General features: G+C 56.6%; 18 protein-coding genes. 5 read left to right on the forward strand and 13 right to left on the reverse strand.

The window, feature by feature from the left end:
• Window positions 1-175 precede the first annotated feature (175 nt).
• The 3 genes from gmd (at window position 176) to FCH38_RS22335 (ending at window position 4,840) form a co-directional block, all read left to right on the forward strand.
• Window positions 176-1,246, forward strand: coding sequence for a GDP-mannose 4,6-dehydratase (gmd, locus tag FCH38_RS22325; protein WP_174375197.1), 1,071 nt, complete (start codon window positions 176-178; stop codon window positions 1,244-1,246).
• Window positions 1,230-2,222, forward strand: a complete 993-nt coding sequence (locus FCH38_RS22330) for a GDP-L-fucose synthase family protein (RefSeq protein WP_174375198.1) — start codon at window positions 1,230-1,232, stop codon at window positions 2,220-2,222. The genes gmd and FCH38_RS22330 overlap by 17 nt, the downstream gene beginning before the upstream one ends.
• A gap of 119 nt (window positions 2,223-2,341) precedes the next feature.
• Entirely contained in the window at window positions 2,342-4,840 is a 2,499-nt protein-coding gene (locus FCH38_RS22335; RefSeq protein WP_236776680.1) for a glycosyl hydrolase family 28-related protein, read from the forward strand.
• Between the two features lie 535 nt (window positions 4,841-5,375).
• Here FCH38_RS22335 and FCH38_RS22340 read toward each other — a convergent pair.
• The 7 genes from FCH38_RS22340 to FCH38_RS22370 form a co-directional block, all read right to left on the reverse strand.
• Window positions 5,376-5,672, reverse strand: coding sequence for a hypothetical protein (locus tag FCH38_RS22340; protein ID WP_174375199.1), 297 nt, complete (start codon window positions 5,670-5,672; stop codon window positions 5,376-5,378).
• 86 nt (window positions 5,673-5,758) lie between these two features.
• Window positions 5,759-7,018 (reverse strand): polysaccharide biosynthesis/export family protein, encoded by a 1,260-nt coding sequence (locus FCH38_RS22345; protein WP_174375200.1) that lies wholly within the window; start codon window positions 7,016-7,018, stop codon window positions 5,759-5,761.
• Between the two features lie 3 nt (window positions 7,019-7,021).
• On the reverse strand, window positions 7,022-9,184 hold the full coding sequence (locus FCH38_RS22350) for a GumC family protein (RefSeq protein ID WP_174375201.1): 2,163 nt from the start codon (window positions 9,182-9,184) through the stop codon (window positions 7,022-7,024).
• 63 nt (window positions 9,185-9,247) lie between these two features.
• Window positions 9,248-9,949 (reverse strand): helix-turn-helix transcriptional regulator, encoded by a 702-nt coding sequence (locus FCH38_RS22355; RefSeq protein WP_174375202.1) that lies wholly within the window; start codon window positions 9,947-9,949, stop codon window positions 9,248-9,250.
• Window positions 9,950-10,016: 67 nt separating this feature from the next.
• On the reverse strand, window positions 10,017-10,670 hold the full coding sequence (locus FCH38_RS22360; protein ID WP_174375203.1) for a PIG-L deacetylase family protein: 654 nt from the start codon (window positions 10,668-10,670) through the stop codon (window positions 10,017-10,019).
• Window positions 10,667-11,479, reverse strand: coding sequence for a glucose-1-phosphate cytidylyltransferase (locus tag FCH38_RS22365; protein WP_174375204.1), 813 nt, complete (start codon window positions 11,477-11,479; stop codon window positions 10,667-10,669). Before FCH38_RS22365 ends, FCH38_RS22360 begins: the two co-directional genes overlap by 4 nt.
• A complete protein-coding gene (locus FCH38_RS22370; protein ID WP_174375205.1) occupies window positions 11,476-12,768 on the reverse strand; it encodes a methyltransferase domain-containing protein in 1,293 nt (430 codons plus the stop codon). The genes FCH38_RS22365 and FCH38_RS22370 overlap by 4 nt, the downstream gene beginning before the upstream one ends.
• Before the next feature lie 306 nt (window positions 12,769-13,074).
• Between FCH38_RS22370 and rfbC the strand changes: the two genes are divergently transcribed.
• Window positions 13,075-13,602, forward strand: a complete 528-nt coding sequence (gene rfbC, locus FCH38_RS22375; RefSeq protein ID WP_174375206.1) for a dTDP-4-dehydrorhamnose 3,5-epimerase — start codon at window positions 13,075-13,077, stop codon at window positions 13,600-13,602.
• A 4-nt stretch (window positions 13,603-13,606) separates the two neighbouring features.
• Here the strand turns inward: rfbC and FCH38_RS22380 are convergent, their stop codons facing one another.
• From FCH38_RS22380 to FCH38_RS22395, 4 genes are all read right to left on the reverse strand, one after another.
• On the reverse strand, window positions 13,607-14,950 hold the full coding sequence (locus tag FCH38_RS22380) for a DUF4910 domain-containing protein (protein ID WP_174375207.1): 1,344 nt from the start codon (window positions 14,948-14,950) through the stop codon (window positions 13,607-13,609).
• Window positions 14,951-14,962: 12 nt separating this feature from the next.
• Entirely contained in the window at window positions 14,963-16,033 is a 1,071-nt protein-coding gene (locus FCH38_RS22385) for an NAD-dependent epimerase/dehydratase family protein (protein WP_174375208.1), read from the reverse strand.
• Between the two features lie 118 nt (window positions 16,034-16,151).
• Window positions 16,152-17,555, reverse strand: coding sequence for a glutamate-1-semialdehyde 2,1-aminomutase (locus FCH38_RS22390; protein ID WP_174375209.1), 1,404 nt, complete (start codon window positions 17,553-17,555; stop codon window positions 16,152-16,154).
• Window positions 17,556-17,773: 218 nt separating this feature from the next.
• Window positions 17,774-18,502 carry a LuxR C-terminal-related transcriptional regulator gene (locus FCH38_RS22395; protein WP_149901103.1) on the reverse strand — a complete coding sequence of 243 codons (729 nt, stop codon included), beginning with the start codon at window positions 18,500-18,502 and terminating at the stop codon, window positions 17,774-17,776.
• Between the two features lie 693 nt (window positions 18,503-19,195).
• On the opposite strand from FCH38_RS22395, the gene FCH38_RS22400 reads away from it, so the two are divergent.
• Complete coding sequence (locus FCH38_RS22400) at window positions 19,196-21,607, forward strand: response regulator (RefSeq protein ID WP_174375210.1); 2,412 nt, start codon at window positions 19,196-19,198, stop codon at window positions 21,605-21,607.
• A 33-nt stretch (window positions 21,608-21,640) separates the two neighbouring features.
• On the opposite strand, the gene FCH38_RS22405 is transcribed toward FCH38_RS22400, so the two are convergent.
• Together FCH38_RS22405 and FCH38_RS22410 are read right to left on the reverse strand one after the other, a co-directional pair.
• Complete coding sequence (locus FCH38_RS22405) at window positions 21,641-22,600, reverse strand: glycosyltransferase family A protein (RefSeq protein ID WP_174375211.1); 960 nt, start codon at window positions 22,598-22,600, stop codon at window positions 21,641-21,643.
• Complete coding sequence (locus FCH38_RS22410; RefSeq protein WP_174375212.1) at window positions 22,597-24,108, reverse strand: oligosaccharide flippase family protein; 1,512 nt, start codon at window positions 24,106-24,108, stop codon at window positions 22,597-22,599. The genes FCH38_RS22405 and FCH38_RS22410 overlap by 4 nt, the downstream gene beginning before the upstream one ends.
• Between the last annotated feature and the right edge of the window lie 146 nt (window positions 24,109-24,254).

The following is a 24,254-nucleotide window of genomic DNA, read 5'->3' on the forward strand; positions in this document are numbered from 1 at the left end:
AGTGGGGATACTCACCCTGCCTCCTCTTAAAGGCAGATGTCGACGTGGTGGACGGTGAATCGGCCAGTTCTGACCTGCCGTCCTCTCCCTTTTGGTATGCTGCCGACCCGCAGGGCCTCGTTATACCTTCTATGGAGGCGCCAGCCGGGGCCGGAACCGCTGGGAGATGTGGTGAATGGTAGACAAGAGAGCCTTGATCATCGGCGTAACCGGGCAGGACGGCGCTTATCTGAGTGAATTGCTGCTTGCCAAGGGATATATCGTTCACGGCCTGAAGAGGCGGTCTTCCTCCTTCAATACCGGCCGGATCGATCATCTTTATCAAGATCCCTTCGAGGAAGACCTTCGCTTTCGTCTGCACTTCGGTGACCTGACGGATGCCACGAACCTGTGCCGGGTCATTCAAGAGGTCCAGCCCGACGAGATTTATAATCTTGGCGCCCAGAGCCATGTCCAGGTCAGCTTCGAGACGCCGGAATATACGGCAAATGCGGATGCGCTTGGTACGCTGAGACTGCTGGAAGCCATGCGCATTTTGAACTTGGGCGACCGGTGCCGGTTTTACCAGGCATCCACATCGGAGCTGTTCGGGGGGATGGGTACTGTTGCCCAGCACGAGGGTACGCCGTTCTATCCGAGAAGCCCCTATGCTGCGGCAAAGCTCTACGCCTACTGGATGACGGTCAATTACCGGGAAAGTTACGGCTTTCACGCATCGAACGGCATTCTTTTCAACCATGAGAGCCCTATTCGCGGGGAGACATTCGTCACCCGGAAAATCACGCGCGGCGTTGCGGCCATCGAACGCGGTCTCATGGGCAAGCTGCGCCTTGGCAATCTCGACGCAAAGAGAGACTGGGGACATGCGCGCGACTATGTCGAAGGCATGTGGCGCATCGTGCAGCAGGAAATACCCGAGGACTATGTGCTCGCGACCGGCGAGGCACATACGGTGCGGGAATTCGTCGAGCTTGCTTTCGGCGTTGTTGGCAGGAGCATCGAGTGGCACGGCGATGGCCGTGACGAAGTGGGATACGATGCCAAAACCGGAAATACGATCATCGAAATCGATCCGAGATATTTTCGTCCGGCAGAAGTGGATTTTCTTCTCGGTGACTCCAGCAAGGCACGCAGAAAACTAAACTGGAGCCATTCAACGTCCTTCTGCGACCTTGTTCATGAAATGGTCGAAGCGGATCTTCGCCTCGTGATGCTGGAAGAGGGAAGAAATGAATTCGTCGCATAAATCGAAAGACATCGCGTTCAGCTTGAAGGGCAAGCGCGTCTGGGTTGCCGGCCATACGGGAATGGTCGGCTCGGCACTTGTGCGACGGCTGCAACGCGAAAGTTGCAAAATCCTCACAGTCTCGCGCAGCGAGCTGGACCTGACCCGACAATATGAGACGGAGCAATGGATGGCGGCGGCAAGGCCGGAGGTTATTTTTGTCGCTGCCGCCAAGGTCGGAGGCATCGCAGCAAATGCAGCCTATCCGGCTGACTTTCTTTACACCAACACCCTCATTTCGATGAACATCATGAAATCGGCTGCTGATATCGGTGTCGAAAAGCTTCTCTGGATGGGATCGAGCTGCATCTATCCGAAATTCGCAGCACAACCGATCACGGAAAATGCCCTTCTAACAGGTCCGCTGGAGCCGACCAACGAGGCCTACGCCATTGCCAAGATCGCGTCGCTCAAGCTTTCCCAGTTCTATGCCAGTCAGTACGGCCTGAATTGCATCTCCGTCATGCCGACCAACATCTACGGCCTGAACGACAATTTCGATCCGCAAAGCTCGCACGTCATTCCCGCGATGATCAGGCGAATGCATGAAGCGAAAATCAGCGGTCAGAACAAGGTTGTTCTATGGGGTACGGGCAGCCCTCTGCGTGAATTTCTCCATGTGGACGATCTGGCGGATGCCTGCTGTTTCCTTATGAAATCATCGGCGCATTTTCCGCTGCTCAATATCGGTTCGGGACGGGAGATATCAATCCGCAATCTTGCCCACCTGATTGCAGGCATCGTCGGCTATGACGGGCAGATCGTTTTTGACACCAGCAAGCCGGATGGCGCTCCGAGAAAGCTGCTCGACTGCTCGCGGCTAAACGCGCTTGGCTGGACCTCGACGGTGGAACTCAGATACGGAATTCAGGATTTGTATGAGTGGTGGCGACAACCGAAGTCGCTGCAACCGGATATGGTACGACAAGCCGTGTAATAAGCCATCACGGGGCGTGCAGGTGCTATTTCTGGAGACGGGTCCGCTTCGCTTGCTGATGCCGGTTCCACTCGCAGGAATTGAACCCAGCCTGCGTTCGTCTGCGGAGATTGCGCAAGATGAGATCGCCAAATTCCCTGACATCATGGATTTTCCCTGTCGTGCTTGTGCTCGCATTGTCAGGTTTGCCATTGTCGGGTTTCGCATTTTCGGGTGTCGTGGCGCAACCGGCGGTGCAGGGAGGGCAAGAGCCAGGCAGTCAGCCTGATCCACGCCAGTTCGGTTTCCCGATACCCGTTCCAGAACCACGATTGCCAGATGATGCGGATGCCTTCAATCCGCCGTGGACAGAGGTTGGCGGCGAGGGGCCGGCAATCGCGGAGATTTCTAGAACGGCGGGCGCTGACGAGGTTGTGTCGATGACCGGCGTCGATCTCGATGGACGAACCGGTTTTCAAATCTTTTCGCAAGCTCCCGGCGCCACGCAGGGTGTGGTGACGCCGGTCGCACCGCTGACGGCTGATGCGACGGCGGCGACGCTGCTGCTGCCAACGACGCTTGCCTCATGGTCCACCTACCTGATCAGGCCCCAGCGGGGTGATGTCCAGGGACGCAGCTTTGCGATCAATCGCACCGAAAGCTGGTGGATCGGGCCGGATGCCGCAGCGCCTGGAGCGGTCGTCTCGGTCTATGGACGCAACCTTTCGCGGTTCAATGGGACCAGCCAGTCTTATCTCTATATCAAGCCGGCCGGTGCCGCGGGCTGGTATGTTCCGGCAATCTCCGTCAACCCCTTCAAGGTCGATTTCAAGGTGCCGGCTCTGCCTCCGGGCAAGTATGAAGTGTGGGCTCACAATACCCATGGCGGCCGCTTCGGCTGGAGCGGTCCGCTTGCACTTGACGTCCTGTCGCAATCGCCATGGGCGGCGCAGGATAAAAAGCGCATCAACGCCGGACAGTTCGGTGCGACGGGCGATGGCATGACCGATGACACCGCGGCGATTTTGCGCGCAATCGACGCCGCGGCTGCAACGGCGCCATCGGTGTTGTATTTTCCCGCCGGCATTTATCTCGTGACAAAGCCTCTCACTGCGCCCGGCAATGTGGCATGGTTGGGGGAAGGGGCTGACAACACGGAAATCAGGCTCAACCGCAGGATCGATCAGAGCATGGTTGTCGTTCAAGGCGACTACACCCGGTTCGAGAAACTGACACTCAATGCCAATCGCAATATTGCCGGTAAACCTCTTCTCGCTTTGCGCAACCGCAAAAACATCCGTCTGGATTCCGTGCGCATCGACGCCTGGGGCGTGCCGGCTTTCGATGCGCAGGACACGGAAGGGCTTTTTGTCCATGCGTCCGAGCTGATCGAAAACGGGTCCTTCTACGGCGCGAGCCGGCAGGTGTTTTTCTCCGATAATCGTTTCCGGATGACGGGCTACGGCGAGTCCGTCGTCGCCCTGTGGGGTGGGCGCGATTTTGCCATGACCGGCAACGAGCTGACGAACGCGGATGAAAGGCGCGACGACGGCCATGGCATCGGACGTTTTTTTGTTGGCCAGGCGCATTTCGGCAGCATGCGAAACCTCTATTTCGAGAAAAACATCTCAAGAAATGCCGCGCCTCACGACTGCACCAAGGTCGATTGCAATAAGGGCGAACAAATCTGTTTCGAGATCGTCGGGAGCAAGCTTAAAAATGATTTCGTCGGCGCTTCGTCGACCTCGGTTACCTTCAGCACCCTGTCGGATTTAGGGGATGCCGTGCCGGGCGGGCGCGATCTCGTTATCGTTGGCGGCCGAGGTGCCGGGCAGCACCGTCACATTGTATCGACGGACGGTTCTACCGTTCTGCTCGAACAAGCCTGGAATATCGTTCCCGATCGAACGAGCCGGTTTGCGCTGGCAGCGACCGCATCGCGGGCCGTTATATACGACAATACGTTCGAGGGCAGGGGAAGTTATGCGGAGCATGATTCCGATTCCACCGCCGTTCTCCTTTACGGCAACGTCTATGACGTGGTGGTCGACAGCAACCGCATCTCCCGGATGCGACACGGCATGATGACGGTTGCGCTGGACTCGACGCGGGGCCTTAGCCCGTATTTCCTGCAATATTCCAACAACAGCGTGGCCCGCAGCAACAGCGGCCTCTATGTCGGCACGACATTCGCGGATACCGGCGTTGCCGGCATCTGGGGCGGTCTCGGAAATGTGTATCGCAGGAACAGGTTCACCGATATCGCCTATATCGGCGTCGAATATGAAACGTGGAACCATGCCGGTGCCGACTACAATGGCACTGTCTTCGATGGAAATACGTTCACCAACGTCCGCTACGGCTTCGTTGATGCCTACAAACTCATGTGGACGCATGACGGCAGCTTCAAGGCCGGACCGGCCGAACGCTCAAGGCGGATCAACACGGTACTCTATGACAATCATTTTACCCGAGGACCGCCAGGGCCGGTCCAAAGTTCGGGTTTCGTGACGATGCATCCGGACAATAGCTGGGCAAATATCGGCTCGACGTGGAGCGGTTTTGCAACGGGAAACGCGGGGCCAACGGCCAACACCGTTAAACCGTCGTCCAATGCCGCAAGGCCAACATCTTATTAAACGGGTCTATTCCCGGAAAAATTGGGGCAAATTACCCCTAATGACGTATCTGCGGTGAATTGACCTGTTGCTGGAAAGTGGCGACTATGGCTCGATACATCTAGGTCATGCGATACCATGGGCCATTCAGATTGAGGCTCGGAGGTTTCCATTGCAGGCGAGGGACCCGACGGATCGTTCGTTACTCCATGAGTGGCGAGCGATCTGTGGTTCGTTCGGTTCAGCTGATATTCTTGCAAATCTCAATCAGAAGCCGTCGATGCGACAGGATTTGCGCGGCGTTGGCGACGATTTGTGCGAGATGCAAATAGGCTCGCCCGGTTCAACGAGCGAGCCCTCCCGGTTACCAGGTGAGCCCGGTGACCGGCGACCCACCAAAGTATCAGGGGGCGGCGGGTACCTCTAGAAACCGCTTTTATCGTGTCGATTCAATCTGGCTATAAGCGGTAGGGTGCCCATCCACGCATATGCTGTCTGACAAATTTTGCGCTTTTGGTAACGACAAAACGATAAAGGCGGTAGAGTTTGATAAAACTCACCTGGCCGGTCCGTTTTTTGCCGTCAAATTGAGCCAGGTCCGGACGTCGCTTGCCGTGATCCAGATCTGTCCATCGAACGCAAACATTCCCTTCTCGATTTTGGATGCCCCTATCATTGCAAACACGTCGGCGAATTGCGCCAGACGTTGCGCATCGCATTGCGGTGGGGACTGAATGTCGTTCAGGGCATCCTGCGTCACATGGACGGGCCACAGCCCTCTTTCTCCGTTCACGATGATGACAGCGTCCTGCCTGACCATGTGATAACCAACCGGAATGATCGCAGATTCCATCTCCGCCTCCCAGACACTTGTGCCGATTGCTTCTGCTCTCTGGAGGAAATCGGGAGCCTACCGATCGGAATTCCGGTAAACCCTTTTTAGTTAACGCTTCCTGTGACGAGCGCTGCCGAAACCGGGTCTTTGCCGGATACCGACAGGCGGACGCGGACGACGTCTCCCGCCCGAACTTGCGTATGCTCGTCGGCAGCTATTTCGCTATAGGCGCCTGCAACCTGACGCACGATGAAGAACTTGGTTTCGATCATGTCCTCGAGGCTGGAAACCCGCCGCGCCGTCGAGCCGATCTCGGCCATGGATTGAAGACTGAAGGCCAGTTTTTTCTTCAGGCGCATGATGTCGAGGGACGTCTCCCGCAGTTCGGTCGCAGCATCATTGTGCCTTTTGCTTTTCAACTCCAGAATACGACGCTCCACCTCGCTCTTGTTTTGCTGCGCGCGTGCCAGGAACGATGTCGATTCCAGCACCTGCTGGTTCATGGATAGCAGTTCGCGCTTGCGCTCTCGGAGGGCAGATTCGGAGGCTGCACCGCGCGTGACAAGTTCCTTCGACGCGTTGACATCCATGTCGAGCAATTCGAGTTGCTGGTTGCGCATGACGTTGCTTTTCTCAAGCGTATCTATTTCCTGAATGAAGTTCTGCCGCTGGACTTCGAGGTTGGTCTTTTCGTCCTGCTGCGCCGACAGGCGAAGGCGAAACAGACCTGTTTCAGACGAGACGATTTTCTCCAACGCGGCGCGATCCCGGACAAGTCCGATGTCGTCGCCCTTATAGTTGAATTCGGTGTCGTTCAGTTCCGCTTCCAGCCGAACGCGCCTAACGTCCTGCGACAGCAGTTGCATCGACATGTCTTCATATTCCTGCTGGGCCGCGATCAGCTGTATGCCCGATGTATCCCTCTGTGCATTCGACTCGCGCAATCCCCCGCCGAGTGCGAAGAGCTCAAGCACGATCATGCCGGGACGGAATTCATATTTTCCCGGCTTCTGGACGTCGCCGACAACGAAGATCGGAGCATATTCCTTGACCGCGACGGCGACGGAGCGGTTTGCCACATGGCTTGCCAGATCGCGGCTGATCTGCGCACCGATTTCGTTCACCGTCTGATCGACCACGTTGACGTTGCCAAGAAGCGGATAACCGATCGTTCCATCCGCACTGACAGGGAATAGGCCGGTCAGGCCCGGGTCGCCATAGACGGAGATCGTCAAGACGTCGCCGGTCGCGACCTTGTAATTGGTTCCATCTGCAACGGCCGGTAGCTGGCAAACGGCCAAAGACAGAAAGGTCGTACTGGCGATCATCAGGGAAAAGCCTTTGGGCCTTGTCACGAAGCGCATGTCTCACCTCTCATTATGGACGATAGCCGGCGGGCGCAGATTGGTTGCGCGTTTCTGTGGCTTGAAATGCGTATTCCAGTTCCGGAAAATCCTCGGCCAGACCGGCGTTCGATGCGTTCTCTGACGCCGTATGCCGTTGAGGACGATGCCGGTGATCGGCCGGCCCGCGACCCGCAGCTTGATGACGGCGTTTTTCATGGCCGTGCCATCGGCGACATCCTGCCGGACCACGAACGAGACGGCGTCCGACAAAGTGGCGATCCGCAACAGGTCGAGGTCATGCGCAACGGACGGGGCATCGATCAATACAAGTTCGTATCGCTGCCTCGCCTCTGCAATCAGGCCGGCGAAGCGCTTGCTTCCAAGAACAAGATTTGGTGGCAGGTCGCTTTTCTCGGCGATGATGATGTCGACCCCTGAATCCTGATCGTGCTGGATGATGTCATCCAGCGATACCTCACGGTTGACCGCCTGGGCGACATGCGACGCCGATCCAACATTGAATTCCGATCCGAGAGCCGGATTCCGCAGATTGGCATCGATCAGCAGCAGCTTCACGCCGCTCATCGCAAGCGATCTGGCAAGGTTGGCAATCACGAACGTCTTGCCTTCGCCATCGGCCGAAGAGGTGAAGGCGATCACCTTGGCCTTGCTCTCCGCCAACTGGATGTGGGTCTGAAGGTCGGCAAACGCGCTGTAGAAATCCGCCGCGCCGCTGCTGAATTTCCCGGGCTTGTTCTCAAACTCTCCAAAGGAAATGCGTGGGATGCGCCCGATGACGTTAAGCCCGGTTTTCTGTTGGAGGGACGTGATGGAGCCAACGGAGCGGTCGGTAAAATTCAGGATGAAAGCCGCCGCCAAACCGGTGCTGCAACCGAGAAGAAGCGCAGCCAAGGCCCACAAACCCGCATCAGGGCTGGTCGGCTTGCGGGACGGCATGGCGCTCGATATGATCCGTGCCTCGGCAGTGGCGATACCGTCCTGTTCGATCGTCTGCTTGTAGCGTGCCAGATATGTCTCGTAGATCGAGCGGTTCGCTGCCGCTTCCCTGTCAAGTTGCCCGGATTGAACCATCGCCATATCCGTCGTGGAAACGGCGCGTTGCACGTCGTTAAGGCTGGCTTCGACCTCCTGCCGCTGTTTTTCGGTGACCTCGATCTCATTGCGCAAGGCGGAGATGATCTGCGCTATTTCTGAATCGATCTGCTTGTTGAGTGAACTGAGCTGGGAGGATAATTGCGGACGCTCCGGGCTCATGACGGCGCCGCTTTCGTCGATCTGCGCGATGGCTCGAATGACCCTTGCCTGCTCGGCCCTTAAAAGCTGGATCGTTGGTGAGGCCAGAACTTCGGTTATCCCGAGCCCATTGCCGCTTTTTTGCAGTTCAAGCGCTGTCGCCAGACGCGCGCGCGACCCTACCAGCTTGGCCTGTAGCGTTGTCAGCTCGACATTCAGACTTGCAAGACGCTGCGATTGCAGGGGAAGGCCGCCAGTGTCTATCAACCCGGATTTTTCGCGAAATTGCGAGGCCTGGCGTTCGGACTCCTCGAGTTCTGTCCGCAGACTGACAAGCCGCTCCCCGAGCCATGTGCTGACACGCCGGGTTGCCGTCGTCTGGAGGTCGATCTGATAGTCGATATAGGCTTCCCCAAAAGCGTTGGCGACTTTCGCGGCAAGCGCCGGATCGCCGGCATAATAGGAAATGTAAATGGTATACGACCGGCCATCATTCATCACACGAACGTTGGTCATGAGGGTATCGATCATTTTCGATGTCTCGGCGTCGTTGCCAAGCACGATCGCGGCGGTGTTCGCCGGGTCGGATTTGGCTTGCCGCCCTTCGAGCAGGCGATCTTTCTGCAGAATGACGAGAACCCGTTCGGCCATGGACCTCGAGCCGATGATATCGAGTTCGGTTCGCAGCACCGGGCTTTCCTGCGGCAGCGGCGAGACAACCGATTCGGTGGGGAGCGCCTGAAGCTTGCGGACATCAAGCGCAAGCGTCGCTTCGGCCTTGTATCGGATCGGGGTTCGCGCGTAGCCGATTGCCGCGATTGTGAAACTGGCGAGAAAGCAGATGAAGACGGCTTTGCGCCGCTCCCGCAGGATGGATATGAAGCGGGAAATGCCTTCCTGTTCACTCGCAGATGATGACGACTGGATCATGACTGTTCCTGCTCTCAGCGGCGCGTTCGGTAGCGGTCGGTGAATGGTGCGGGCTTAACGCCCTTACGCCATGTCACCGATCTTGCAGGCAACTTCCGTGCGGTTGGTTGCCCCAAGCTTCTTCATGATATTGCGGATATGGACCTTGATGGTGCTTTCGCAGAGGTTCAGTTCCAGAGCGATATCCTTGTTCGCCTTGCCGCACCGCAGGGCCTCCGCGATAGCCGATTGACGGCTTGTAAATTTCATCGGCGGTGTGGTCGCATGTGCCGTCAGGCCGAACAGGCTTTTCATGTTCATGACGCTGCTTGCCGGTATGAAACGGCCGCCCGCTATTGCAAGGCTGATCGCCTGAACGCAGACATCGACGCTGACGGAACTCGATATATACCCACGCACGCCAAGAGCGATCGTATCGAGGATGGTATTGATATCCTGATCGTCGGAGAGCACGACGACGGCGGCCGGCGACACGGCAGCGACAATCTCTGCTAGCTCGCGGTTCATCTCTGCCGACGGAGCGGGCAAGGCACTGACCAGAACTGCCGCAGGCATGCCGATTTCCGCGCGTGCCTGTTGCCATTCGCCGAGATTGGAGAAGGTCAGAATGCGCCTGTCCGCATATTGATAGTTGAGACTATGGGCAAGGCATTCCCGCTCCAGCATGCGACGATCGATGATGCCGATGTAGCCGGCCGTATTCGTTTCGGCCTGCGGATGCGGTGCGCCTTCCGACGGGTTCTCGGAGATGTGGTTCTGGATCATGACGAAAATGCCCCCTGTATTATTTTTGGTTTCTTTTAATTCCAGGAAAACGTCGATTTCTTATCTGTCAGGCGAAGGTCAGCTTTCTGACGGTAAAGGCTTCGGCAAAGCGTGTCGGTGCACGGCATTCCATTCCCCGCAGCCGCGCCAGGCCGCGAAAGGTATCGGCGTCGAACCAGTCCTTGGATCTCTGTGTTCCGAAGTGTTGCAACAGTAGCTCGACCTTCATGTTCATCGCGTCTTCGCTCAACGGCACATAGGCATTTCGCCTGCTGAAATCGCCGTCCCATTTGGGGATTTCGTATTCCAAAATCAGGTGATTTCTAAAGATGTTGGATGTGAGCTTGTTGATTTCGCGGTGATCCTGATGCGCATCCTCACGACTATGCGTGAAGATGATGTCGGGACTGACTTTGTCGCGCAATGTCAGCAACCACGACTTGATCTCGCGGCTCTGCGTGGGAAAGTAGCTGTCCTGAAACGAGGCAAGCTCAATGGAGTAGGATGCCGCTTTTGCCAGAAAAGCCTCGGCGGAACTGCGTGCCTCCAGCGCGCGTTCGTTGCCGGCGCTGAGGACGCACCAGTAGACATCCAGCAGCACGCCTTTTGAAAGCAGGCTGAGGACCGTGCCTCCGACGCCGATCTCGATATCGTCGGAGTGAGCTCCAAGACAAAGGATAGACAGGCGATCACCGGCGGAGGCAAGGGACATGTTTTTCATGGCAGCAGCTTTGGTTCTGACGATCTGCGTGCCATTGACGCATCGTCTCCAATCCATGGCATGTCACCACGCTCGACCATCGCTTCCAACGTCTGCCAGTCGCGCAGCGTATCCATTGAGCGCCAGAAGCCCTCATGTTTGTAGGCCATCAGTTTGTCTTCGGCTATCAACCGGGAAAACGGTTCCAGCACGAGTTCTTCGCCCTCGCGCATGTACTCGAAAATTTCCGGTCGCATCAGGAAATAGCCGCCGTTGATCCACATATCTGATGTTTCCGATGATCGAAATTCCCGGACCCTTCCGTTCTCGTCGATCTCCGCCAGGTGGTAGGTGAGGGGTGGTCTGACAGCCAGGAAGCAGGCGAGCTTGTCGCTCTTTTCGAACTGGGCAATCATGTCGTCGAGATCGACGTCGGTCAGGCCGTCGCTATAATTGGCGAGGAACATTTTCTCGCCTTTGAGATGATGACGCACAGCCCAGAGACGCTCGCCTATATTGCGCCATATCCCGGTATCGATCAGGGATACGCGCCAATCCCTCGGCAGTTCCTCGAGCAACTCCACACGTCCGGGGCTTGATATGACGCAATCGGCATAGCTTTCCGGCCGGCTGTTCAGGAAGAACTCTTTTATGACATGCGCCTTGTAGCCGAGGCAGAGGATGAAGTCCTCATGCCCGAAACGGGCGTAATATTGCATGACATGCCGCATGATCGGTTGAGACCCGAGCGGGATCAGCGGTTTCGGGACGCTTTCGGAATATTCCCTGATGCGCGTACCCCTGCCGCCGCAGAACAAGACGACCTTCATTGTACCAACTCCTTCGGATCAATGATGGATATGTCGGGAATTGGAACGATGAATTTCCCGCCCCAGTTTCTGATGTCGTTCATTTGTGCAACGATCTCATGCTTCAGGTTCCAGGGGAGAATGAGAACGTAGTCCGGCTTGATGCGCTCTATTTCGCTGACGGGCCGGATCGGAATATGCATTCCCGGCGTGAGGCGGCCGTGTTTGTAAGGATTGCGGTCGACTGCAAAATCGATGAAATCCGTGCCGATGCCGCAATAATTCAGCAGCGTATTGCCTTTTCCCGGTGCGCCATAAGCGCAGATCGATTTGCGCATCTCCTTGAGGCGGATGAGGAAAGACAGGAGGTTTCGCTTGGTCTGGCGCACGGCTTCGGAGAAGGCGGTATAGGTCTCGATCTGGTCGAGCCGGGCGCCGCGCTCCCGTGCGAGGAGATTGTCCACGCGGGCTTCACGCGAAAACTTGCTGTCTTCGTGTGAGAAAAACACTCGCAGCGAACCGCCATGTGTGGGGATCTCTTCGACATCGAAAACCTTGAGCCCATGACGGCGGGCCATTTTTTCGATGGTCAGCAACGAGAAGTAGGAAAAGTGTTCGTGATAGATTGTGTCGAACTGGTTTTCCTCGATGAGCTTTTCGATATGCGGGAATTCAAGTGTGATGACGCCATCCGGCTTGAGCAGCGCTTTCATGCCAGCAACGAAATCGTTGATATCAGGCACCTGGGCGAGGACATTATTACCGATGATGAGATCGGCTTTTTGTCCCCTGGCCGCCATATTGGTTGCTAGAGCCTCGTTGAAAAATTCCGTCAGTGTCGGAATGCCTTTCCCGATCGCCACCTTTGCGACGTTGACCGCCGGTTCAATTCCGAGCATCGGGATGTTGCTAGAAAGGAAATGCTGCAGCAGGTAACCGTCGTTGCTGGCAAGCTCGACAACGAAACTTGACTGGCCAAGCGAAAAGCGCTCGATGACCATGTCGCAATACCGTTTTGCGTGTGCGACCCAACTGTCCGAGAACGAGGAAAAGTAAGCGTATTCCGTGAAAATGTTCTCTGGCGCAACATACTCCTGAAGCTGGACCAGAAAGCATTCGTCGCAAACGAATGCATGCAGCGGATAAAATGGCTCGACGTCGTTGGCTGCATCGGCTGCCACGAAGCTTTCGCAGGGTGGAGACATGCCAAGATCGACGAAGGTATGCACCAATGGCGCGCTGCAAAGGCGGCAAAGCCCCACGTGTTGCGTAGAGCTCAACCTTGCGGAAAAAACTGCCTCATTATTCATCGGACGCCCCTGATTTCATCGCAGTGTCTTTGAGTGAATTTGAGAAAATTCTTTTATTAACTGGAAAAAATACTATGGATCGGGGGGAGTGACGATACTGCATTCGGCACGAAAACGTCATCCATAAGCCGTAGGTTGATATAAGAATCCGCTAAAATACGCTTCCAGCGGTCGGCTTTGGAAACCGAAAGGGTGACTTATTTGACAACCCGCCTTCAAGCTATGGTTCTGCCTATGGATGTATTCCTTAGCCGCTAAAAATGGCGGGGAATTCTTGCCTGCGAGGGGTTGCTTCAGGAGCGCCGAATGCTGTTTGAGAAGACGAAGATCGAGGGGCTTTGGGTCGTCAATACGGTGCCTGTCCGGGATAGTCGCGGCTCTTTTGCCAGAACATTCTGCAAGCGTGAATTTGAGAGCAACGCGCTGGTTTCTGATTTCGCGCAGCACAGCCTTTCCCTGTCAAAACTGAAACACACCGTGCGAGGCTTGCATTTCCAGCGACCTCCGCATCAGGAGACAAAGCTGGTTTCCTGCGTCAAAGGATCAATATGGGATGTCGCCGTCGATCTGCGTCGCGACTCGCCGACCTATCTGCAATGGGTTGGGACGATATTGTCGGCCGACAATGGCGCGCAGTTCTACATTCCCGAGGGTTTTGCGCACGGTTTCCAGTCGCTCAGCGACGACGTTGCCGTGTCCTATCTGATTTCGGTGCCCTATGCGCAAGAAAGTGCAGCGGGGATCCGCCATGACGAGCCCGCAATCGGTGTAGAATGGCCCGCGCCACCCTCCGTCATGTCGGAAAAGGACCTGGGTTGGCCGGTTTGGCAATGAAGTTCTAGCGCGTCAGGAAACCAAGATTGGAGACAAGGCCTGCTTCAAGCAGCTTGCCGGCAGCGCTCGCAATATCGACAAATGGCATTTTCGACCTTTCGGCGATATCAAGCAGCGAGTTGTTTCCATCGGCGAGGTTGAGGATCCATAGATAGGCCATGGTGCGGCCATCATTGGTCTTATGGCCGCCGATCGCAGGGAAAAGCCCGTATTTTCCGAGCTGTGGTTCACCCTTGGGCTTGAGGTTCAACGGCGTCCAATTGTCTTCGAGAGCATCGATCATGTCCATGATCATCCAGAAGGATGAGTAGAGGTGTTCGGGCCGGATGAAGTCGAGATTGTCGGCCGAGGTGTGATATTCGGGAAAGGTTCCGAAAGCGCTTCTTTGCAGCAGTCCGACCGGCAGATTGAAGCCCGGCGAACAGAATTGGCGCTCATCATAGCCGTAGGGACTGAAGTCGGCGATCTCAAGATGTTTTTTGTCCTCACCGCAGCGCGTGCAGGCAGCGATCCGGTCGATCAGCGCATCTCCCCTGCGGCTGCGCTTGTAGTTCGGTCCGCCCCCGTCGCCAATGCATGAAACCACAAGACCGTGTGCGATGTTCGAGATATCTTCTTCGTTCTGCGCAAGCCATGACAGGGAGCCGATCGTTCCGGGTGCGAAGACGAACCTGTAGCTGTAATATGTGGATCTGCTTTTCAGACCGGCCGCAAGACACGTCAGCACTGCAAGGCCGGAACAATTGTCGTTGGCGAGCGATGGATGACAGATATGCGCGAAGAGAAGCACTTCCTTGGTACTTCGTCCGACATGCAGATATTCTCCGTAAAACAGATTGCCTGACGTCTTTTCGGTGTCGATGACGACTTCATAGTCGCCGTCCTCGAGCTTGAGGAACGCATGATGCGACATGCAGAAGCCCCAGGCATCCGTGTAATAGGCTGTTTTGTACGGAATGAGATCGGGTTGTGCCGGCAAGGTATAGATATGAGCCTGCAGTTCGGCCAGCGGCATCACGCGACGTTGAGGGATGCTGTAGTTCATGAGATGCAGGTTCGAGATCTGAAAGTCGATGACCTTGCGTCCCGCCGCGTTTTTCACATAGGCGTCCCGGACGATCCATTCCTGCGGCACCGTCCAGTCGAAAACCCGCGTTCCGCTCGGGATGGCGCGCTGCTCGATATCGATATAGTCTTTAAGGATCGCGATCGTGTCGCGCACACCTTTACCGGTGATGCTGCGACAGATCGGAAAGAGGCGGGAGGCCAGATCATGAATGGTCTGGCCGATACCTGCCTCTCGCCACGCAGCGCCTGTCAGCGTGGCGCCAGGCTCCATCTTGCCCATCCGAGCCTCCGTTCAAGCCGATGTCGCAATATCGGCACTGTAGCGCGGCGCGGCCATGGGGCGGCGCAGGTTGATGTCGATATCCCTGTCACCGATCAGCTTCTGAAGTTGGCCGATCCGCTGATAGTGCGGTCCCTCGAATTCCGCCATTGTCAGGCCGGCGCTCTTATAGGCCCTATAGAGTTGCTCGGCACCGGCTGCCGCCGTCCATGTCGGTTTGAATGCCGGAAGCGCACGGGCGATCTTGCCGAAATCGACGCGGTAGGAACGGGTATCGGGGCTCGCGTCGCTCGCATATTGCAGCCGGCATCCGGGCACGGTGAGGGCGACGATTTCGGCGATCTCCCTGATCTGATAGTTGTGCGCGTCCTGCCCGACGTTGAAAGCCTGATTGTGGACGACATCGGTCGGCGCTTCGAGCGCGGCCAGAAAAGCGCGCGAAATATCCTCGATGTGAACGATTGGACGCCATGGCGATCCGTCGGATTTCAGGAGGATCAGTCCCTCCGTCACCGCCCAGGCTGTCAGGTTGTTGAGGACGATATCGAAACGCAGCATCGGCGAAAGGCCATATGCCGTCGCCGGACGCATATAGACCGGTGTGAAGCCGGGGCTGGCGAGACTTGCGATCTCGCGCTCCGCCAATACCTTGGATGTGCCATAGGCCGATACCGGCTTCAGCTCTGCCGTTTCGTTAACCAGTCCCTCGCCAGCAGCACCGTAGTTGCTGCATGAGGAGGCGAAGATGAAACGCTTGACGCCTGCCTGCTTGGCCGCCTGCGCTGCCCGAACGCTGCCGCGATAGTTGATCTCATAGGTGATTTCCGGATTGAGATTGCTCAGCGGATCGTTTGACAGCGCCGCAAGATGAATGACGGCGTCGAAACCTTCCATATCCGCAGGCGTAACATCGCGGATGTCCTTGCAGACGCCAGGTACCTGCGGCAAGGGGCCGCCTGGAACATAAGCGCAGCGATGGTAGAATTCAGTGTCATAGCCGTGTACTTCGTGGCCCGCCTTGCGCAGGATGGGGACCATGACGGAGCCGATATATCCGCGATGTCCGGTGACCAGAACGTGCATGAAATTTCCCCTCCAAAATCTATTTTCTATCGTAACGAGCGTATCTTTTCAGGCGAGACCGATGCAGCGGGCAAAGCGGCTGTAGCGATCATGCGAACGGTATAGGTGCCACGGTCGGCTAAGGCTTTCGGATGCTTTCCGGTAATTGCGGCATGCCGGCCATGGCCAGATCATGGCTGGCCTGGTGCTGCGTGCCGCCATTAAAACGTCGGAAGACGACTGCGGATGGGCGCCCTGTCAGGAATTTTTCGACGCCATGTTCCAGCGCCTTGCGGTAGACCACCAGTGCTTCATCGATGGCGTCAAGCGTTTTGGCTATATCCTCATCCTGATGCGTGTAGCTGACGACGAGAGACGGCGCGAGAATGCCGCGGCGAATGGTTTCCTGCAGAAAGAGCGAGCGAAAAGCCTGAGACGGCTTTCCATTCTGGTCGAGCGTGAAGTAGCTGAGGCAGGCGGAATGGCCCTGTATGCCGAAGTAGGCATCAAGCCCGTGCGCAATTGCAATCTGGCTGATGGCGGCACGCAGCGCATTTCCCTGGCGGACCAGATGTGGGACCACGGGTTCGCGCGTGTAAACCTTCATGGTTGCGATTGCCGCCGCCATCGCATGCGTTTCCGCACCATGCGTCGTCGAAAGCAGGAAAACCCGGGGGGCATCGGTTTGATCGATGCCGCCTCGTTCCATGAATTCACGCTTGCCGGCAAGGGCGGAAATCGAAAAGCCATTCCCAAGCGCCTTGCCGAAGCAGGAAAGATCGGGGACGATATCGTATGTCTTTTGCCCTCCACCCGCATCCCAGCGGAAGCCGGTGATCATTTCGTCGAGAATGAAAAGCGCACCGTTTTCGTGGCAAAGCGTCTGAAGTTTGTGAAGAAACTGGTCCCGAGGTGGATCACCGCGCGACGGCTCCAGGATGAAGGCGGCTATGCGGCCCGGAAAGCGCTCGAACAGACTGCGCGCACTGTTCAGATCATTGTAGCTGAAACCAAGAACCAGATTCTGGATCGCCTCGGGAATGCCGGCATTCATCTCGGTTGTGCCGATGAACCAGTCGTCGGTGGAGAAAAACGGGTGGTCGCTGCAGCGCGCGATCAGGTCGCGACCGGTAACGGCCCGCGCAAGTCGTATCGCCGCGGATGTCGCATCGGAACCGTTTTTGCAGAATTTGACCATGTCGGCTGTCTGGATCGTATCAAGAAAGGTCGATGCGCACTCCACCTCGATCTTTGACGGCCGCGTGAAGTTGCAGCCGCGATACAGTTCCGCACGTGCCGCCTCTACGACGTCGGCATAGGCATGACCAAGGCCAACAGCCCGATTGCCCATGCCGTATTCGATATATTCGTTGCCGTCGACATCCCAGACGTGGCAGCCATATCCCTTGTCAATGAAGCCGGGAGACAGAACAGGGTACTGGTCGTCACCCTTTGCATAGGTATGCGCACCGCCCGGTATGATGTTGCGGGAGTGCTGGCGAAGTCGATCCGAGTTTTCGAAATTTTCGACGAAAGTTTGCATGGCGCAATCCCGGGTCCATATGGTCGATGACCAGAGAGTACCGTATCCGGCTCAATGGCCGTTACCCCGTCTTTATGCGTGGAATGCTAGCCGAAAGGCTTAAGAGGGATGCACAAAATTCTTGTGATAATCGCTTCAATACGGTTGCATCGTGCGGGGCCCGACACCCGCAAGCAATTATAAATTTATAACAGGTTCACTGCACACGACACCTGATGCTAGTTTTTGAACAGATCGGATATTTTAAAGATCACTTCCGTTCTGTTTTTGGCGCCCACCTTCTTCATGATATTGCGAATATGTACCTTTACGGTGCTTTCGCGAAGGTTGAGTTCATAGGCGATGATCTTGTTCGGCTTGCCTTGCGTCAAGGCGTTGATGACATCGACCTCACGCTGGGTGAACATTTCCGTTCGCTGACGTTCCTTGTCTTCGGCAACCACGAGTAACTGCCTGAGATCACTGATATTTTCAGCTGATACGAAAGCGCCGCCCGCCAATGCAAGGGAGATGGCGCCGACGCACACTGCCAATCCTATCGACGAGGAGATGTATCCCCGCACCCCCACTTCAAAGGCCCTCATGACCTGACGCAGATCGCGGTTTTCCGCAAGAATGACGACCGGCAGATAAGGGAAATCGGCAATGAACTCCCGTAATTCATGAAGGGATACGTCATCACAAAAATCACTGCGACCGACGTTGACCAGGATGCCGCTATGATGGCCGTCCGGGGCATGTCTCCAGTCGTCGAGTGATGAAAACAACTCGACCTCCATATCAAGTCCGTATGCGATCAGGCTCTGAGCCAGACACTCACGGTCGAGCGTGCGGTCGTCGATGATCGCCAGTTTTTTGACGGAAGTTTCGGCAGCTTTCGAACGCGCAACCACATGGAAATTCGATGAGAATTGGCTATGCCCGTTGTTGGGAACTGATGTCAGCATGTTATGTCCTATCCGCGCTAAAAATTACTTTGCGGAACTGCCTGGCTTGGCAGAGACGCAACTGAAGTTTCTTTTTACGAGTCGGCACAACTGAGTTTGAGGTAATCCAACCCGAAACGTCGTCATCAACAGGAACTCCGGAAGCGATGTGCAGTTTTGCGGTCTGGATTTTTTGTTATTTAATATTGCCCAGAAAGCAGAAGACGTTGCACGACCCGAATTTCCGTCCCTCAATCCTACAATGGAGCATCCCGCGTGGAAAAGGTTCGGAAATTACTCACTTTTGATTGTGATTTCGAGGTGGTGTTCAATCTAGCATGACGTGAACATGTCAATCTGCACGCGCGAATGGCGAAATGGAATTTCTGCCCGGTCATCTTCATTTTTCCTGAGCCGGCCCTAACTATATTGGATGAATTATAATCGCGGCTGGATTGACTTATCATCGGCCATTCGTGCTTTTGTTTGCAATGTCAACAACTTATGAGTGTTGTTCGCATTTTGAAGTTGCGCCTTGCGACAAGTGCACAAACCTACCCCGTCGATGACGGGGCTTGGTGAAATATTTATCCCTGACGAATGATCTCAAGGCCGTGATGGCTGCTTTCAAGACGTCGTTGACCCTTCTGCGCCTGACGTTTTGCAAGGGTTGATCTCTATTTGGAATGCGCGTCAATTTTAACGAGAGTGAATATGGCGGAACGCGGCGAGGATAGTGACGAGGTTGCCTCTGGTTACGAGGGAGACACCGGTTCGATGTCCGGATCGCAGCGCGTTGGAGCTCCTGTTTCCGGTGATCTTGATCCCGGCGCAGTCCAAGGTGGAAATATCGGCACTCCCTCTTTGCCCTCAACGAGTGAGGAACCGGCAACGTCAAAAGAGGAACTGCAATCCCTCAATGAAGAGCTGACGGCCCTCAACAGCCAGCTCCACGAAGCACTGGAACGTCAGCGTGCAGTGTCCAACGATTTGCAAAACGTCTTGTATAGTACCGATGTCCCGACGCTTTTTCTGGATTCCAGTCTTCTTATACGGTTTTTCACACCGGCCACCCGGTCGGTATGCAATATCATATCGTCCGATGTCGGCCGCCCCCTGTCGGACCTTGGCGGTTTTACCGGGGGCAATACGCTTCAACTCGATGCGATGACGGCTCTGCGCGGTGGCGATACAATCGACAGGGAGATAGAAGGGCCTGACGGTCGCTGGTATGTCCGCCGGGTCAACCCCTATCGCGACGACAGCAATACCGTCGACGGGGTCGTCATCACCTTCATCGATATGAGCGCCCAGAAACAGGTTGCCGAGAGCAGGGAAGCTGCAAAAAAATCCGCCGAGCGGGCGACCGAGGCCAAGTCGCAATTCCTGTCTGCGGCAAGCCACGATCTGCGTCAACCGCTGCAAACGTTGAAGCTGTTGCAGGGGCTTTTGGAGAGGAGCGTGGGCGAAGGGGAGGCGCGCACTTTCGTTCAGAGGATGGAGGAGACGCTGTCCTCGATGTTGGGAATACTCAACTCCATTCTCGACATCAACCAGATCGAAGCAGGGATGGTGGAACCTCAGATCGTGAGCTTTGCGATAGGCGATCTTCTGGGGCGGCTCTTCAAGGAATTTCACTATTCCGCTCGCGCTGCCGGGCTGCAACTCCATGTTGTGCCGTCCAGCCTCGCCGTGCGCACCGATCCGCGATTGTTCGAGCAGATCGTTCGCAATCTTCTGTCCAATGCGGTGAAGTATACGACGAGCGGTAAAATTCTGGTCGGCTGCCGCCGGCGCGGTACGAAGGTTCGGTTCGAAGTGCGGGACACTGGCATGGGCATTCCAGAAAACAGTATCGATGATATTTTCCAGGAATACCGCCAACTCGATGCGCCTGTTGGAACGCACGACCGAGGTTTGGGGCTGGGGTTGTCGATCGTCAAGCGGCTCAGCGAGCTTCTCGGACTGAGGGTGGCAGTGCGGTCGCGATTGCATAAAGGTTCTGCATTCATGATCGAGATCGATCAGGCGCCAGCAGGTGAGCCGCTTGCGTCACTGCCAGCACCCGTGGATGGTCACTTGCATCAGGCGACCTCCCTGTCGTCTGCGTCGATTTTGATCATCGAAGATGAAAACGGCATGCGCGATCTTCTCAAAAAGGGCCTGGAGCAGACGGGATATGTGGTCGCCGCGACCTCAACGGCCGCCGAAGCGATCGCGATTGTTCGAGGATTGCAGTTCAAGCCGGACGTCATTCTCGCAGACTACAATCTCCTTACCGGTGGGGATGGCGTCGCTGCGATTGAGGATATCCGGCAGGCACTCCGCCGAAATGTTCCGGCACTCATTCTCACAGGCGATATTTCGATCAAGGCCCTGAAGGCTTTTGCGCAGCACGACATACCGTATCTGCACAAGCCGGCGAAACTCAGGGCCGTCGTGCAGGTGGTCGAGACCCTGGTCGTTCGCCAGACCGGCGAGAGGGCGGAGCACGTAAGCCAGTCCGAAGACATGCAGCCGACGACGGGCAGGCTCATCGAAATCATCGACGACCAGCAAGACATCAGGGATAACTTGCGGGCTCTTTTCGAAGGCGAGGGCTGGACGGCCTCAACCTATGCTTCGGCCGAAGCCTATCTTGCAGATTACAAGCCCGACAGATCAGGCTGTCTGCTTGTCGATTCTTATCTGCCTGGCATGGTCGGCATGGAGTTGCTGCGTTTGCTGAAAGAAAGGCAGCATCGGTTTCCGGTCATCGTGATCACGGGTCGCAGCGACGTGCGTATGGCAGTCGATTCGATGCGATACGGAGCGGCCGATTTCATCGAGAAACCGATTTCTTACCAGGAACTCTATCGGAGTGTGCAGTCGGCGCTCGATCGATCGCGTAATGCGAACGAGCGTGAGGAGCGGCATGAGACGGCTCGAGCGATATTGGCAAAGCTTACTCGCAAGCAACGGCAGATCCTTGACCGGATTGTTCAGGGGCAGGCCAACAAGATTATTGCAGCCGATTTGAAGCTCAGTCAGCGCACTGTCGAAAATCATCGCGCCTCGATCATGCGACGAACGAAATCTGCTTCGTTGCCGGCGTTGTTGCGGCTTGTGCTGAATGCCGAAGAATAGGCCTTCATCATCGAAACTTTTGCTGATCGATTGCTATCTGCGGGCGATCGCTTCGCGAATGCGGTGCAGCGCGTCAGGTCGGCGGACAAGATAGCTTACCGGTGGCAGAAACGCTGAAGCGGGTCGCAGGCGGAAAGCCTGCGCGAGAAGGGCGCCCGCGCCGGGCCGACGCCGAACCAGATTGGAAAGCGCGCACCAATAGGCACGGTCGCTCAGGCTGGCGCGCCCGCGCCGGAGCAGGGTTTGGGCATTGGCAAGTAAGGCCCCTTCGTTGCCAAAGAAGCTTTCGAGCGCGGCTTCGATTTCGCTGTTCCAGGCAAGCACGTTATCAAGGATGGCCGATTGGTTGGCGCCGTGGATGCGGGTGAAATTCTGCACCGCGTCAAGTTCGACGATGTCGCCGAGGACCGCAAGCCGCATCCACATCTCGACATCGTCGGTATGGCGAAGGGCGGGGCGGTAATGACCGGCATGTTGCTGAACGTGCGTTCTTGTCACCGCGAGCGGGCCTGGCACCGGGCTGCGTCCCGTCGCGCAAATGTTGGCGATGAAGTCGATCCCGCGATGAAGGTGCATGCCATCGGCATCGCTGCGAAGGCTTGATGTTATTTCGGCGTCGTCACGGAAGAAGGCGGTGCGGCCGAAGGCCATGTGCGCGCCGGGGTGATTGTCGAGCGCCTGTATTGCGCGTGCCAGGGCGCCGGGCGACAGGACATCGTCGGCGCAGATGATGGCGAAATAATCCGCCCGAGCCCAATCGATGCCCTCGTTGAAAGACGCATGACCGCCGAGGTTTTTTGGGCGCAGGCTCGTTTCGATACGGGGATTGGCTGCGGCGAGAGATCGGGTGATCGCAACACTGTCGTCTGTGGAGGCATTGTCGATGATGAGGATGCGCATGTCCGGGATGTTCTGACCAAGGACACTTTCGACGCATCCCTCAAGAAAGCGACCGTAATTGTAGTTGGGGATGACGATATCGATGCTGCTCATGGCTCGACCGCTGCGGAAACGACGGTGTCGGAAATGGAAGCGGGTGCAGGCGGCTTTCCGCTTCTGCGCAGACGCCCGGCGAAAGCATCGAGCGTCGACCGTATCTCGCCGACGAGGGGGTGACGCAGAAGAAACAGGCAGGCGGCCCAGCCGGTCACCGACAGAAGGACGGCACCGCCAGCCTGGGCGAGGGAATAATCGAAGCGGAAGCCCATCCAGGCGGAGATGGCGAGCGGCCCCGCAATCGCGGCAAGGGTCACGGCGGCACTCGGCCCGATGGCTGCGAAAAGTTCTGACAATCTGAAGTGCGCGTGGCGTCTGACCAGATAGAAAGCGACGAGCATCTGAAAGGGCAGTGTGACGAACTGGCTGAGCGCTACGGCAGTCAGGCCGAAGAAGCTGGCAGAGCAGAGCACGATTGCCGAGACGCTGCGGCAGACGAAATTGCCCAGAAAAGCTTCCCGGTTGGCGTTGAGAGCGATCAGCAGCGGCGTCGTCAGCACCATCGGAAACCAGAAGAGCGACGCAAGCGCGAGGATCCGGGTGATCGGTACGGCGGCAAGCCATTGGTCTCCAAGTGCAAGGCGCACGATGGGATCGGCCAGTATGGCGACCATGATCAGCGACGGCCAATAGAGCACGGTGATGTAGCTGAGGGCGCGCAGGTATGACCTGCGGACGTCTCCACCCTCGCGAACTTCGGCGGCGAGTGCCGGAAAGGCGAAGGAAAAGATTGCCGAGAGGAAAATGCGATCGGGAATGGAGCAGACGGTATTGGCGCGATTGTAGATTGCGACCGCTGTCGGTGTCATGGCAAAGCCGAGCACCAGCTGCGGCAGGGACTCATACAGTTTGTCGACGATGGTGGCGGCCCCCCTGTAACGGCCGAATTCGGCCATACGCCGCCACGACCTGAGCGAAAGCCGTGCTGCACGCTGGGCCGGATCGGCATAGGTGGCAAGAGCGCTGGCGACGCTGTTGCCCGCCAGCAGGCCGAGAGCGAAACTGACGAAGCCCCACCCATGTCTGGCCGCGAAGACCGTCACCACAGCCATAACCATGAGGCCGATGGTTCTGACGCGCGCGATCGTGCCGAAGGCCAGCTGGCGACGCAGCATGGAAAACGCCGGCATGCCCAGGCTTTCGGCGATGACGGCGGCGATTGCGAGGATAAGATAGTGCTGGAGGCCGGGCTGGTGGTAGAAAATCGCCAGATACGGTCCGCACAGATAAAGAACGATCCCGAGAATGCCGCTGACCAGCAGCAACAGTGTCAGCGACGTGTTGATGTCATCGCGTTCAACGACATCGAGCTGAATGAGGAAATCGGAAGAAACGAATTCGCGAAACGCGAAGATCACCGATGTTACCCCGTAGCCGATAACGGCAAAGCCGACTTCCGCAGGCGAGAGCAGTCTCGATACCACCGCGATCAGGGCTAAATTGATCGCAATTCCGAGATGTTGTTCCAGCAAGGCCATGAAAAAGGCGCGGCGGACTTTGTGCATCGAAGGGCTCCGACAGCATCGCCGATGATCGACGGTAGCGTCAAATCTAGAGTGGGGACTTCAACCTTGGAAACTGACCGTTGGGATGGCCGCCGGATCCGTTGGTGTAGGCTGTTTGGACAATGTTCGTTGAAGGGCATGCGAGA

This window comes from Agrobacterium tumefaciens (genome assembly GCF_013337285.1).
GTDB classification, from domain to species: domain Bacteria; phylum Pseudomonadota; class Alphaproteobacteria; order Rhizobiales; family Rhizobiaceae; genus Agrobacterium; species Agrobacterium burrii.